At 37.5% G+C, this 14,624-nt stretch carries 14 protein-coding genes; 13 read left to right on the top strand and 1 reads right to left on the bottom strand.

Annotated elements, in window-relative coordinates:
• Window positions 1–326: 326 nt before the first annotated feature.
• The 13 genes from E1171_RS19285 (at window position 327) to E1171_RS19345 (ending at window position 12,023) form a co-directional block, all read left to right on the top strand.
• Window positions 327–1,967 (top strand): SulP family inorganic anion transporter, encoded by a 1,641-nt coding sequence (locus E1171_RS19285; RefSeq protein ID WP_155207695.1) that lies wholly within the window; start codon window positions 327–329, stop codon window positions 1,965–1,967.
• A gap of 451 nt (window positions 1,968–2,418) precedes the next feature.
• Complete coding sequence (locus tag E1171_RS19290; RefSeq protein WP_155207696.1) at window positions 2,419–2,721, top strand: ArsR/SmtB family transcription factor; 303 nt, start codon at window positions 2,419–2,421, stop codon at window positions 2,719–2,721.
• Between the two features lie 172 nt (window positions 2,722–2,893).
• Complete coding sequence (locus tag E1171_RS19295) at window positions 2,894–3,703, top strand: sulfite exporter TauE/SafE family protein (protein ID WP_155207697.1); 810 nt, start codon at window positions 2,894–2,896, stop codon at window positions 3,701–3,703.
• 56 nt (window positions 3,704–3,759) lie between these two features.
• Window positions 3,760–5,163 carry an MBL fold metallo-hydrolase gene (locus E1171_RS19300; RefSeq protein WP_155207698.1) on the top strand — a complete coding sequence of 468 codons (1,404 nt, stop codon included), beginning with the start codon at window positions 3,760–3,762 and terminating at the stop codon, window positions 5,161–5,163.
• A 150-nt stretch (window positions 5,164–5,313) separates the two neighbouring features.
• The gene (locus tag E1171_RS19305; RefSeq protein WP_155207699.1) at window positions 5,314–5,880 is read left to right on the top strand and encodes a YeeE/YedE family protein; all 567 of its coding nucleotides are present in this window, start codon (window positions 5,314–5,316) and stop codon (window positions 5,878–5,880) included.
• Window positions 5,881–5,937: 57 nt separating this feature from the next.
• Entirely contained in the window at window positions 5,938–6,354 is a 417-nt protein-coding gene (locus E1171_RS19310; protein ID WP_155207700.1) for a DUF6691 family protein, read from the top strand.
• 124 nt (window positions 6,355–6,478) lie between these two features.
• Window positions 6,479–7,042: a hypothetical protein gene (locus tag E1171_RS19315; RefSeq protein WP_155207701.1), complete on the top strand. Its 564-nt coding sequence runs from the start codon at window positions 6,479–6,481 to the stop codon at window positions 7,040–7,042.
• Between the two features lie 83 nt (window positions 7,043–7,125).
• Window positions 7,126–7,434, top strand: coding sequence for a rhodanese-like domain-containing protein (locus tag E1171_RS19320; protein WP_155207702.1), 309 nt, complete (start codon window positions 7,126–7,128; stop codon window positions 7,432–7,434).
• Window positions 7,435–7,596: 162 nt separating this feature from the next.
• Window positions 7,597–7,896, top strand: coding sequence for a thioredoxin (trxA, locus tag E1171_RS19325; RefSeq protein ID WP_155207703.1), 300 nt, complete (start codon window positions 7,597–7,599; stop codon window positions 7,894–7,896).
• Between the two features lie 48 nt (window positions 7,897–7,944).
• Window positions 7,945–8,769: a universal stress protein gene (locus E1171_RS19330; RefSeq protein ID WP_155207704.1), complete on the top strand. Its 825-nt coding sequence runs from the start codon at window positions 7,945–7,947 to the stop codon at window positions 8,767–8,769.
• Window positions 8,770–9,011: 242 nt separating this feature from the next.
• Window positions 9,012–10,097 carry a c-type cytochrome gene (locus E1171_RS19335; protein ID WP_155207705.1) on the top strand — a complete coding sequence of 362 codons (1,086 nt, stop codon included), beginning with the start codon at window positions 9,012–9,014 and terminating at the stop codon, window positions 10,095–10,097.
• Window positions 10,094–11,458 (top strand): hypothetical protein, encoded by a 1,365-nt coding sequence (locus tag E1171_RS19340; RefSeq protein ID WP_155207706.1) that lies wholly within the window; start codon window positions 10,094–10,096, stop codon window positions 11,456–11,458. Before E1171_RS19335 ends, E1171_RS19340 begins: the two co-directional genes overlap by 4 nt.
• Before the next feature lie 133 nt (window positions 11,459–11,591).
• Window positions 11,592–12,023 carry a rhodanese-like domain-containing protein gene (locus E1171_RS19345; protein ID WP_155207707.1) on the top strand — a complete coding sequence of 144 codons (432 nt, stop codon included), beginning with the start codon at window positions 11,592–11,594 and terminating at the stop codon, window positions 12,021–12,023.
• 114 nt (window positions 12,024–12,137) lie between these two features.
• On the opposite strand, the gene E1171_RS19350 is transcribed toward E1171_RS19345, so the two are convergent.
• Entirely contained in the window at window positions 12,138–14,573 is a 2,436-nt protein-coding gene (locus tag E1171_RS19350; protein ID WP_155207708.1) for a S9 family peptidase, read from the bottom strand.
• Window positions 14,574–14,624: the final 51 nt, after the last annotated feature.

The following is a 14,624-nucleotide window of genomic DNA, read 5'->3' on the forward strand; positions in this document are numbered from 1 at the left end:
GTAAGGAAAGGCCGTTTTATTTAAAGCGGTTCGGTTAGTGGATAAAGTTTGAAATAGAGGGTAATCATTTTTCAAACTTCAAATAGAAAGGATTCTTTATAAGGAAGCGGAACAAAAGAACCTTTACTAACTGTTTTTTCCTTACAAATTGTTTTTACGATTTCTATAGGCCGTAAAGGGTCAAATATTGCCCTGGATTGGTAACCTTAATCGCTCGTTGCTTCTGGCTTCGTGCTAAAGAACTACCTTATTCAGTTATATGGAGGTATTTTCGGCTCTTTAATAATAACTAAAACTAACATTCAGATAATTACAATAAATTTTCTATGAACAATTATTTAACTGAATTAAAAAAGAATTTTCCATCCAGTATAGTGGTTTTTCTGGTTGCCATTCCTTTGTGTTTGGGAATTGCTTTGGCCTCTGGGGCTCCACTTTTTTCTGGTTTAATTGCAGGGGCTATTGGGGGATTGGTTGTAGGTTCCATTAGTAAGTCACAGATTGGTGTTAGTGGTCCTGCTGCTGGCCTTGCGGTTATTGTACTGGGTGCTATTCAAACTCTGGGTTTTGAGGCATTTCTGCTAGCTGTAGTCATGGCTGGATTAATCCAAATTGTTTTAGGTTTTCTTCGTGCAGGGATTATCGGCTATTATTTCCCTTCTTCTGTGATTAAGGGGATGCTAACAGGAATTGGGGTAACCATTTTCCTGACTCAAGTACCTCATGCTTTTGGGTATGATAAAAACCCTGAAGGAGAAACGAGATTTCTTCATGATAACGGACATAATACTTTGTCTGAGCTCTATTTTATGCTAGAGGCAGTTCATCCCGGAGCAGTCATTATTACCCTAATTTCTTTAGCAATTTTATTATTATGGGATTGCCCTTTTATTAAACGAATTAAAGGATTGGGTCAGGTTCCTGGTCCATTAGTGGTGGTGTTATCTGGGATCGGATTAAAATTATTGTTCAACTCTATAGAAGGATTGTCTTTGGGAGCTAGTCACTTGGTAAGTGTTCCTGTAATGGAGAGGTTCTCAAATTTTACCTCCTTATTTTTTTTACCTGATTTCAGCCAGATTGGAAATCCGCAGGTATATATTGCTGCCTTTACCATTGGGATTGTAGCCAGTTTGGAAACCTTACTTTCGGTTGAAGCTGCTGATAAGTTAGACCCTTTAAAACGAATTACCCCTACTAATAGAGAGTTGATTGCTCAAGGTACAGGTAATATGCTTTCTGGTCTGATCGGTGGTTTGCCTGTTACTCAAGTAGTGGTTAGGACAACAGCGAATGTGTCTAGTGGTGGTCGTTCTAAAATATCAGCTACTCTTCATGGTTTGTGGATTATAATTGCAGCTTTGCTTATTCCTAATGCTCTTAACCTTATTCCTTTGGCTGCTTTGGCAGCAATATTATTGCAGCTTGGTTTTAAATTAGCCAAACCACAAGTGTTCAAAAGTATGTTTAAGTTGGGCAAAGTGCATTTTATTCCGTTTATGGTTACTGTATTGGTGATGCTGTTTACCGATTTGTTAAAGGGTGTGGGTACTGGATTAGTGGTAGCTGTATTCTTTATATTGTGGGAAAACTATAAGTACCCTTATTTCTTTGACAGGAAAAAATATTTAATTGGCAAAAAGATCAAACTTGAATTATCTGAAGTAGTAACCTTCTTCAATAAGGCCAGTATTCTAAAAGCACTTAATAATCTTCCGGATGGAACACATGTAATGCTAGATGCCAGTAAGTCAACATATATTGATCAAGATGTCATCGAAGTGGTGGAAGACTTCAAAAAAAATGCTGTGCAAAGAAATATAAAGCTGGAACTAATAGGTTGGTCAAAAGAAAGACTAGATCATCCTGAAAAGCAATTGATGAATGTATTGGATGATGAAAATCAATCAAAGGAAAACCATAAAAGTAATACAAAAGGAAATCAAACTTCTAAGCGATATGCTTGATTTTGATTCCTATAATTAATTCCTTGGCTTAAAATCTTGCTATGAAGAAATTTGTTCTAGCTTTTTAAAAGCCCCCTTTTGGTTATTGCGAAAGGGGATTTTTTAATTGTAGTAGTTAAATGCTAGTAAGGTGTTGGATTTAGTTATTAGAGGTTGATTTTCAATATTTTAAGGTGTGTAAATTCGGAAGGGTAATTATAGAACATTAGGTTTTAAGCAATGGTGAAAAAAGGATGATACAAAGTTGAAGTTCTAAAATCGATAAAACCGTTGCTGTTAATTTAAGTTAAAACCCTATTAATAAAACAAAGGTCAGAGGTACTTAAACTAGTTGTCCCCATCATAATTTTATAGTTTTGAAATTATTTACTTTAGATTGCAACAAAAAAAATATTCAATCGTTTTTGATATATAAATAAATTAACATATGTTTGTCAGATAATTATTTAATATGACCGTGGTTAAGGATAAGTTGGAAGCAGATAAGCTTTTAAAGGTTGCTGAAATTCTAAAAACAATAGCGCATCCTGTTCGCTTAAAAATCATAGAAGTACTCTCTGATGAAAAACGGACGGTAAGTGAGCTAATGGAAGCAACAGCTATCGAACAATCCTTAATTTCACATCATTTAATAAAAATGAAAGACAAGGGAGTTTTATCTTCCTATAGAGAGGGGAAAAATGTTTATTATCAATTAGTTGATGATCATATCACTAAAATATTTGATTGTATGGAAGGCTGTAGCTTTATTTAACTCGATACAGCTTTTTTATTAACTTATTATATGAAAAAATTAACATATCTTAATTATTAGATAATAGTGAGGTGTTTAAATTTGGGTGCTAGAATCATAATAAAAGAGAAATAGTATTTCTTTTTTTGACATAATAAATGAAAAAATCAACATATTTAAATTAATACATAAAATGGAGTTGACAGAACTTTTTGGATTTGCAGGGGCTTTGGTAATAGGGGTGACTTTAGGCTTGATTGGGGGTGGGGGATCCATTCTTACGGTACCAGTATTGGTTTATTTGATGGGTGTAAGCCCTGTTTTGGCCACTGCTTATTCACTTTTTATTGTTGGGGTCTCCTCTTTGGTAGGAGCATTGGGATATATGAAAAAGGGCTTATTGAGCTATAAAACTGCAATAGTCTTTGCTATTCCTTCTTTCATAGCGGTTTTTCTGACCAGAAAGTTCTTGGTTCCTATGATTCCCCAAGAAATTCTGACTGTAGGAGGATTTATTTTAACCAAAGATATTGCCCTCATGATCTTCTTTGCTCTTATCATGCTGCTATCTGCAGTTTCCATGTTAAAAGACAAGAAAGGGGAAATTGACCAGGAAAGTGAGGAAGAGCAAAAGTTTAATTACCCGATGATCTTGTTGGAAGGGGTTTTTGTAGGAACGATTACCGGAATTGTAGGAGCTGGAGGTGGCTTTTTGATCATACCTGCTTTGGTATTGTTAGCACGCCTACCCATGAAGCTTGCAATAGGAACTTCCTTATTAATCATTACCGTGAAATCGTTAATTGGCTTCCTGGGTGATATTGGTTCACAACCGATTGACTGGACTTTCCTGGGTGGATTTACGGTTCTATCTATTGGGGGGATATTCCTTGGAACCTATATATCTAAATTTATACCTGGCTCTAAATTGAAAAAAGGTTTTGGGTGGTTTGTGATCGTAATGGGTATTTATATCCTACTAAAAGAATTGGTCTTTATATAGGCTATTTAAAATGACTTTATGAATGGAATCTTTTATTAATAATAAATTATAGGACTATGAGAATTGAACAGCTTTATACGGGCTGCTTGGCTGAGGCAGCCTACTACATCGAATCAAATGGGGAAGCAGCCATTATTGACCCTTTAAGAGAATCCGAGCCTTACATTAATTTGGCTAAGGAAAGCGGAGCAAAGATTAAATACATCTTTGAGACTCACTTCCATGCAGATTTTGTATCCGGGCATTTGGAGCTGGCAAAGAAAACAGGAGCAACTATAGTTTTTGGTCCATCAGCGGAAACCGGTTATAAAATTCATGTGGCAAAAGATTATGAAAGTTTTAAATTGGGAGATATTACTATCCAGGTGCTCCATACTCCAGGTCATACTTTGGAATCCACTACCTATTTGCTGATTGATGAAGCCGGAAACAATCAGGCAATTTTTTCTGGGGATACCTTGTTTATTGGTGATGTGGGTCGGCCCGACTTGGCAGTAAACTGCGATTTAAACGAAGAAGACTTGGCGGGCATTTTATATGAGTCGTTACGTTCCAAAATAATGCCTTTGCAAGATCACTTGACTGTTTATCCTGGACACGGAGCAGGTTCTTCCTGTGGTAAGCACTTGAGTAAGGAGACTACGGATACCCTTGGCAATCAGAAAAAGACTAACTATGCGCTTAGGGAAGATATGACCAAGGAAGAATTCATAAAGGAAGTGACCAAAGGTATTTTACCTCCCCCTCAATATTTCTTCAAAAATGCAGCCATGAACAAACAGGGGTATGAAGACTTTGATAAGGTCTTGGAAGGAGGGATGACGGCTCTTTCTGCAGAAGAATTTGATAAAAAGAAGAAGGAAGGTGTCTTCGTCTTGGATACCCGACATCAAAATGATTTTGCAAAAGGCTTTATTCCGGGATCTATCAATATTGCTCTGGATGGGATGTTTGCCATTTGGGTGGGAACTCTCATAAAGGAACTGAAACAACCTTTGCTTATAATTGCTCCGTTAGGACGTGAAGAGGAAACTGTGATGCGACTTGCCCGAGTGGGCTATGATCATGTGGTAGGTTTTCTAGAAGGTGGTTTTGAAACCTGGAAGAAAGGTGGGTATACTACAGATTCTATTACATCCATTTCAGCTAATCAGTTGGAAGAAATTATGGCAAAGGAGCAGGTTAATCTGGTAGATGTCCGAAAACCGGACGAACACCTTTCAGAGCATGTGATTGGGGCTATTAGCTATCCTCTTGACTATATTAATGAAAACCTTGAGGAGTTAGATAAAGAGAAAACTTATTATATGCATTGTGCAGGGGGATATCGTTCCATGGTGGCTGTTTCAATGCTAAGAAAAGAAGGATATCGTAATATAATTGATGTGGAGGGTGGATTTGGTAACATTTCCCAAACAAGTATCCCTACCTCCGAATATGTATGCCCTTCTACTTTATAAAGATAATAAAAAGAGGGCAGCACTATGAGCTGCTCTCTTCTAATAATTGTGAAAAGCTTAAACAATATCCATGTTTAAAATGAAAGTTCGTTAGAATTTTTAGAATGACTGGGTTTTCTTGAATTATTTCAATAAGTAAAATGTAACATCATGATAGAGTTTATTTCTCAACCTTGGCCTTGGTATGTGGGTGGGCCATTGATTGCACTGGTTATGGCTGTCATGCTGCTTTTTGGTCGAAATTTTGGGTTCTCTTCGAACTTACGAACGGTTTGTGCAGCTTGCGGAGCAGGGAAAAAGTTCAATTTTTTTGATTTTAATTGGAAATCCCAAAGTTGGAATCTTTTGTTTGCTTTGGGGGCAGTCATGGGAGGTTTTCTGGCAAAACAGTTCTTGTCAAATGGTCAAGCGGTTGCTATTTCAAATGAAACAGTAAGCAGCCTTCAAATGTTGGGAGTGGCAATCGAAGAACAGGCTATGGTACCATTAAGCCTCTTCAGTTTTGAAAAGCTGCTTAGTTTACAGGGTTTTATCTTAATGGTTTTGGGAGGTTTCTTCATAGGTTTTGGAGCTCGTTGGGCAGGAGGTTGTACCTCCGGGCATGCCATTAGTGGATTGTCTAATTTGCAATTTCCTTCTTTAATTGCGGTGGTTGGCTTTTTTATTGGGGGGCTTTTTTCCACCCACTTGCTGCTACCCATTATTTTGAAGCTATAGCATCTGTTGGATGGGTTCTAATTAAAACTATACCTTAATTGTAAAAGGAATACGATAATGAAAAGCGGATTAAAATTTATGCTGGCCGGAATATTTTTTGGGATAATCATGGCCAAGACGGAGGCAATTTCCTGGTATCGCATTCAGGAAATGTTTCGGTTTCAAGCATTTCATATGTACGGTTTAATTGGTTCTGCTGTGGGAATAGGAATCCTGGTAGTTGGGGCCATTAAAAAATTCAAGATTAAAAATATCTACGGAGAACCCATAGTATTTCATCCAAAAGAAAGGAGCATTTCGAGGTATTTGTTGGGTGGTACAATTTTCGGTATGGGCTGGGCCCTTACTGGGGCATGTCCAGGGCCACTTGCGGTACATATCGGGCAAGGGGTAGGTGTCATGGTAATTGTGATGCTAAGCGCTTCCTTTGGAACACTGATTTACGGAGCCATTCGGGAGAAACTCCCACACTAGAGATTTAAGGGTTAGAGGTGGTTATTTCTGATTTTTTGAATGCCCTTAAAACGGTTTATGTTGAAGATGACACCAATGACTTTTTAATTTAAAGGATGTTCAAAATAGAACATTTATCAAAAGTATGAATTGGAAAAAGATGCTATTGGGGTTAATGGTCTTGTTTTATGGGATCAACAGTCAGGCACAACATAAGGCCGTAATTGGAGAGCCTCATTTAGAAAAAATGGGAGTTCATAAGTTGGCGGTTTATGCAGGCTTTACTTATGTGCCAGGTGCCTTTTATGAAGAGCAAACACATCTAAAAAGTATTGGGAAATATGTTCCCACTTTTGGATTTGATTATTATCACCTTTTACATCCTAGATGGGAGTTAGGGTTGATCGGCGATATGGAGTTTGACCAGTATTATCTTCAAAAAGACGGTGGAGTTTTAGAAAATAATAATATTCTGATATTGGCCGCAGTAGCAAAATTTAAACCCACCAATGGATTGGGGATAATTGCGGGTCCTGGTTTTGAGTGGGGGCATAAAAAAGAGGCCCAAAGGTTATGGGTTTTTAAAACGGGAGTTGAATATGAAATTCCGATCCAAAACCATTGGGAGCTTACCCCTTCATTGGTTATTGACTTAAAGGAGCATTATAGCTCCTGGGCTATTGGGATTTCTATTGGTAAACGTTTTTAATTCAACGGTGATTGAACAGAAAAGAATTAATGTATAGATGGCCAATTGGGGCCTAATTAAAGAAAAAATGAAAGGAGGATATCATGTTTGATGTTTTGAAAAACTTGTTTGGTAAAACTGTCGATTTTCAACAATTAATGAATGAAGGTGCAACAATTATAGATGTACGTTCATCTGAAGAGTTTAATAGGGGGCATTTGAATGGTTCTTTTAACATCCCTTTGGAGAGCCTCCAAAACAAACTTGAAAAAATCGAAAAGTATAAACAGCCTATAATCACTTGTTGTCGTTCAGGGGCTCGAAGTGCAATAGCAGCCTCCATTCTGAAAAAGGCAGACATAGAAGTTTATAATGGTGGGAGCTGGGAACAGTTGGCAAATAGTAAAACCTGAATTGTGTTTTCCCATTAGGTATTGTTTCCTTCAACGAAGGAAAGGGATTGAATTTCGGATGAAGAATGGTTCACCCTTTTAAAGTGATTAAGGAAGTAACTTCTTTCCCTAACGGACATCGTCCACTAGAATTTTTAAAAGTAACTAAAAGACAAAAGAAAGATGAAAAATAATTTTAATGAGATCATTAATTCTGAAACACCTGTTTTGGTTGATTTTTATGCGGATTGGTGTGGGCCTTGTCAAATAATGGGGCCGATTTTGGAGGAAGTAGCAGCAGATTTAAATGGCAGTGCTAAGATCATTAAGGTAGATGTGGATAAAAACCCAGCTGTAGCCCAATCTTTCCAAGTAATGGGAATTCCCACCTTAATTCTTTTTAAAGGAGGAGAAATAAAGTGGAGACAATCTGGGGTGGTTGGAGCTGATCAGTTAAAACAGGTGATAAGACAACATGCCTAAATCACCATCAAAGATTTATTTTTTAGGATTTAATTTAAAAAATCTGTCATGAAAAATATTATTGTTCCAGTTGATTTTACCGAGCTTTCAGAGGATGCACTCATCATAGCTCAATCTATTGCATCTAAACTCAATGCTGAATTAACAGCGCTTCATGTAATGAATATTCCTGGGGAGGCCCTTCTAAATGAGGAGGGTGCCTTGGTTGAAGGTAATGGATTGGATATTCACTTATTGAATGAAAAAAGGGTTACTCAGGAAAATAAATTAAAAAGATGGTTGAAGACTTTTGAATGGCCCACTAAGTCAAAAGTATTAATGGGCAATACGGTGGAAAAGGTATTGGATTATGCTGAAAATGAAAATATGGACTTGATAATTATGGGGACACACAACTTGCATGGGGTAAAGGAACATATAAGTTCCACCATGGGAGAACAGGTCATGCTTCAAGCTTCTATGCCGGTGATAACCGTAAAATGTAATCGTCCGGATTATGTGATCAAGGAAATGGTGTTTGCTCACGACTTTCACCAAAAAAGCACTAAACTCCATGCCATAAAAACCCTACAACAAGCTTTTGATGCACGACTGCATTTACTTCAAATTATTAATAATAAGGAAGAACAAAATGTGGGAGAGAATTTGATGAAATCTTTTGTTCAAGAGCACGGCTTATCTAATGTTCAATTCCATTTTCTTGAGGACAAGAATGTAGTAGACGGAATTGCTCGCTTTAGTGCTGAACAGAAAATCGATTTATTGGCATTGGAGACCAAAGGAAGGAGGGGGTTTAGTTCGCTAATTTATGGTTGTGTATCTTCTGATTTGACACATCACATGATGGCGCCTATTTTGACTTTCAAAGAATAGAACTAATAAAGCTTTATCAAGGAACTTTTTGGAAGTGACATTTATGGTTGCCTTTCAAGCTTTATTAGCTACTCGGAAAGGGAAATAGATAAGTTTTAACATGACAAACTTGGTTAGAGATGATTGTTAAAAAATTAAAAAGCTTGTCTCTCGGTTAAATATATGAATATGAATCCAAGATTTAATGATCAGGGGGAAGTATGGAGTCAAAAGAATAATAAAAGAATTTAATCTTTTGCGATATGGTGGAAAAAAACGAAAATCAAGGGAAAAAGGATTTTAGGTCTATCGTAAGGTTGGGAAATGCCAGTATTCTTTTGGCTTCATTGGTATTGGTCATAAGCGTTCTAAGTATTTGGCTACTTCTTGGGGGTGATCAACAATATCCTTTTTTAAAGAAGGAGATTGAAAAGCCTAAATTGGAGCCATCAGAAGTAATTTCAGAGGAGGATTATCTAAAAAAATTTGTGTTGGAAGAGGTGCCAGAAACTCCTGAAGGAGATCAAATCCGATATGGTCATGCATTAATTACAGAAACCTATCGCTTTCTGGGGCCAGAGGTAGCTAACCCAAAGATGAGGTACACTGGAAATAATTTGGCCTGTTCAAATTGTCACCTAAATGCTGGAAAAAAGGAGTTTGCAGCTCCTTTTATTGGCATATGGAAAAGGTATCCTTCATTTAGTAATAGAAAAAATAGGAGAATAACCCTGAAAGAGCGAATAAATGGATGTATGGAACGTAGCATGAATGGCCGTAAACTTGAACCGGATGGTAAAGAAATGGAGGCAATGGTGGCCTATATGAAGTGGCTGAGTAGTGGGATTCCAGACAAACAGCTGAGAAATCAGCAAGCCTTTATTGAGATTAAATTACCAGAAAGGGGGGCGAATTTGGTAAAAGGAGAGTTGCTCTTTAAAAAGCACTGTTCCACCTGTCATGGAAGTCAAGGACAAGGGGTAAGAAAAGGCGTTCCCGGCGATACCGAAGGGTATGTTTTTCCTCCACTGTGGGGGGAAGACAGTTATAACCATGGGGCAGGAATGCATCGTATGTTAACTGCAGCTCGATTTTTAAAAGGAAATATGCCATTGGGAGCCTCCGATGATCGTCCACTGCTTACCGATGAAGAAGCTTATGATGTGGCTGCATTTATTAATTCTTTTGATCGCCCTCAAAAAGAAGGAACAGAGAAAGATTATCCGGATTTAAGCAAAAAGCCAGTGGATTCTCCCTATCCTCCATTTGGGGATAGTTTTCCGGTAAGTCAGCATAAGTTTGGTCCCTTTCAACCCATTGTTGAAAATCAAAAGCGTATAAAGGAATGAATACATGGGGACAAATCATTTCCCTTCTTGGGTTTTTGACAATGATTCCTGATTTAAAAGCCCAGGATACAACCATGTTGGAAGCAGTGAAACAAGGTAATTGGTCAGGACAGGTTCGGAGTATGTTTTTAGCCACCGACAATGTGGATAACCTTAAGGATTTTAATGCTTGGGCCATTGGGGGTAAATTGAAATTTAAAACAGCCGATTTTAAAGGGTTTAAATTTGGAGCAAGTTTCTATACCACAAACAACCTTGGAATAAGTGACCTGGGAAAACGTGATCCGCAGAGTGGAAGGGGAAGTAGATATGAATCAGGATTGTTTGATATGGAAAATGTCGATAATCGACAGGTAAACCTATTGGGTGAATTGTATCTGATGTATGATGTGAAAAAGCACCACTTGGTATTGGGAAGATTTATTTTTGATACACCTTTGGTAAATCCTCAAGATGGTCGAATGATTCCCACTCTTGTACAAGGAGTCGACTATCAATATGATCTTTCAGGGAAAGGTAAATTTTATTTGGCTTATTTGCATGGGATTGCCCCTAGGTCAGTTTCTCGTTTTTATAAGGTTTCCGAGAGTATTGGCGTCAATTCACAAGGTCAACAGGAAAACGGGGAGCCTGGAAATTATAAGGGGAACCTATCATCCATGGGGATGGCAGTTACAGGTTTTCAATATAAATGGAATTCTTATTTTAGAACTAGGGTATGGAATTACTTTGTCGAGAATATTTTTAACACTACCTATGCGGAGAGCTTTTTTACCCTTCAACCAAGTTTAACAAAGTGGGAAATAGGATTCCAGCACATCTATCAATTTAAGATAGGAGAGGGAGGGAATTCTGATCCAACGAAGAGTTATTATACCAATGATAATGGTTTAAATATTTTCGGAGTACGATTTTTAACTAGCAGAAAGGACTTGCACTTATCGGTGAATTATAATTTTATCAGTGATCAAGGTCGATTTTTGTTCCCTCGTTCCTGGGGAGTAGAACCATTGTTTACATTTCAAAGGCTGGAAAGACAGGAGGGAAGCGGAAAAGCTCAGGCTGTTCTTTTGCAGTTGATCAAAGAATGGTCCCCGAAGAAATCTAATCAATTTAAGTTGGTAACAGGTGTAGGTAGGTATTGGAAATCGGATGTTACCAAACTTCAGTTTAATAAATACGCACTTCCCACATATGATCAAATTGACTTTGACTTCTATTGGATTCACAAAAAGAAAATTTCATTGGAATACCTTTTTGTGTATAAGTTTGCCATAGGAAACACTTATGAGCAGGCAGCTTATATTTTGAATAAGGTAGATATGACCTCCCATAATCTGGTACTCAATTATAATTTTTAAGCCATCAAGGAAGGGTTTTATGAGTTTTAAAGCTTAATTTTGGTTAATTTGAAGGTGATTTTTGGAGTGTGATTTTTTCCTTAATTGATAATTTAAAGAGATAGTATTGGTCAAATGATTAACAAATAACGATATGAAAAATTTAATAGTAATTTTCGGACTGCTGTTATTTTCCGTCTCCAGTTGCGCTCAAGAAAATAAAACTTCAGCAGTGAAACAAGAGTCTCAGGAGACTATTTCTCAAAGGTTAAACAAGTTATCAGCTTCAGAATTAAAACAAGTGATAATGTCCAAAGCGGATATTATTTTGTTAGATGTGCGTACCCCTGGGGAATTAGCAAGTGGTAAATTAGAGGGGGCTATTTCCATTGATTATAATGCAGAGGGCTTTGAGGAAAAAGTTCAGAAACTTGACCCAAATAAACAGATTTATGTGTACTGCAGATCAGGACGGAGAAGTGAGAAAGCATCAGAAATTTTATCAAAATTCGGTTTTGAGGTTTTTGACTTAAAAGGAGGGATTCTTAGTTGGGAAGAAGAGGGGTATAAGATTGTTAAAGAGTAAGTTAGAAGATATTCTGGAGGAGAAAATCAGGGATTTATCTTTTTTACAAGAGTAAAATTAAAAAAGGAGGACTACAAATCTTGAAAGGAATTGTAGTCCTCCTTTTTTTAAATTTTATTGATTTACAGTTTCTTTCTTGTTTTTAACGTGTTTTTCAAGCCATTGGTCTTGTTCCCAAAGTAAATGCAATATCGATTCTTTTGCTCTGTAACCATGACTTTCTTTAGGAAGAATTACTAAACGAACAGTGGCTCCTAATCCTTTTAATGCATTGAAGTATCGTTCACTTTGCATAGGGTATGTTCCGGAATTATTATCCGCCTCCCCATGAATAAGTAAAAGAGGGGTTTTCATTTTGTCAGAATGCATGAAAGGAGACATTTCATAATAAATCTCCGGGGCGTCCCAGTAAGTTCTTTCTTCAGATTGGAAACCAAATGGAGTTAAAGTTCTGTTGTAAGCACCACTACGGGCGATTCCCGCTGCAAATAGATCAGAATGACTCAAAAGGTTCGCCGTCATAAAGGCACCATATGAATGTCCACCCACAGCTACTCTTTCTCTGTCAATGTATCCTAATTTGTCCACTGCATCGATGGCAGCTTTAGCATTCCCCACTAATTGCTTTACAAAGGTGTCATTTGGCTCTTCGTCGTCTTCCCCAATGATTGGGAAAGCGGCATCATCGAGAACTGCATATCCTTTTGTTACCCAGAAAATTGGAGATCCATACCATGGATATGTGAACTCATGGTCAGAAACAGTGACTTGTCCAGCACTGGACTTGTCCTTAAATTCCCTAGGGTAGGCCCACAAAATCATAGGTACTTTTTCCTTTTTGGTTTTGTCATACCCTAAAGGTAGATATAGGGTAGCTGATAACTCCACTCCATCCTCTCTTTTATATTTAATTACCTCCTTATGAACATTTTCAAGGCTTTTAAAAGGATTCTCCGTGAAGGTGATTTGTTGTGGAGCCTTTTTGGATTTGATGTTTCTCAGGTAGTAATTCGGATAGGTATTCTTGGATTGAATACTGGTAAGGATAAGCCCTTTTTTGATATCGATCTCATTATGTATCCTTTCCAGACTATTTTTTCCATCTGCTCGCCAAAGTCGCACTTTTTTACCAGTTTTTAGGTTTAAGCGATCGATAAATGGTCTGATGCCTTCTTTTGAATACCCTCTCCCGTTTAAGTAGACATTTTTCCCATCCATTTCTAAAACTGATAGACCATATTGGTTTCTTTTAGTAACAAAATCCCCTGGGTCATTATACCGATCTTGATAATTCCTTTCACTAAGTACCTTGGGTGCAATGTTGTTGTTTGATGGGTTTATCAGGTAAGTTTTTTGCATTCGTGTGTTCCACCAGTAGTCATAAACAACGGCTGTGTTGTCGTTTCCCCATGTTGCACCTCCATACCGGTTCGTAGTTTTCATAAGCTCACGAGGTTCTCCATTAAAAGGAGCGTCAAGTTGGTAAAGGGCGTCTCTGAACTCCACTTCATTTTCAGGATCTCCTTCATCAAGGGCTTCTGCCCAAACCACTGTAGATGATTTATCACTTCTCCACCTTAAGTTACGCTTTCCCTTTCGGACAGCCATAAAACCTTTTGGTAAGTCCTCTATTAAAGGAACTTTAAGAAGGGTTTTAACTTCTTGTCCGTTCTTGTCATAAACAACTGTGGTAGAAGGGAACCGATAAAATGGTACCAGATAGGAAAAAGGTTTTTCAATGGTAGACACCATCACATAATTTCCATCAGGAGAAAAATAGATGTCGTCGTACATGGCAGGTTTTTTCCATTTTGTTTTTTCCCCTGTTAGGGAAACCTTGTAAAGGTCAGATAAAACCAGCTGTTCAAAATTGAATTCATCGGCTTTATCTTTTAAAAGGTCTTGATAGGTTCTGTTTTGTGCCTTTTTCCCATCATTTACGGATACCCTTGGGCCCTGTGGTATAGCAGTAGTCTTATCGATTAAAGGCTTTCGATTTTCAGGTAGCACTTTAACCAATAGTTCTTCTCCATTTCTAAACCAGGTAAAAGGTCTTCCGGTGTTAGCATTTAAATTATCTGAAGTTAGTTTTTTTGCAGTTGCCGTGTTGATATCCAGGATCCACAATTCTATTCCCTTTGTGGTGTTATTCGTAAAAGCTAATTTACTTTGATCCGGGGACCAGCTGTAATTGGATAAAAGACTGTTTTCAGGAAGTCCTTTTACGGTAACTACTTCTTTCTTCCCTACTTCCTGTATAGATATTCCTGTGGAATAGCTTTGTCTGCTAGAAATATTAGTGACAGGATCAATTCTTAATCCGGCGAGTCTGAGTTCTTTTTGAGATAATTCTGCAATGCTTTTATAGCGATTTCTTTCAAGTAAAATGATGTGACTTCCTTTGTTGTTGACAAAAATTGAAGGAGTCATGGGGGCGTCTGCCAAATCAAGAATAGCCTTGTCGGGCTTTTGATATTGGATGTCTAACTGAGAAAATGCTTTTGGTAATGAAAAAACCAGCATTAAACATATGAATAGAATTTTTTTCATAGGATAGATGTTTTGAGTGGTAATGAAATGATTTTGTGGTAAAGTATGAAT

It is taken from the genome of Xanthovirga aplysinae (assembly GCF_009711365.1).
In the GTDB taxonomy this organism is placed as follows: Bacteria; Bacteroidota; Bacteroidia; order Cytophagales; family Cyclobacteriaceae; genus Xanthovirga; species Xanthovirga aplysinae.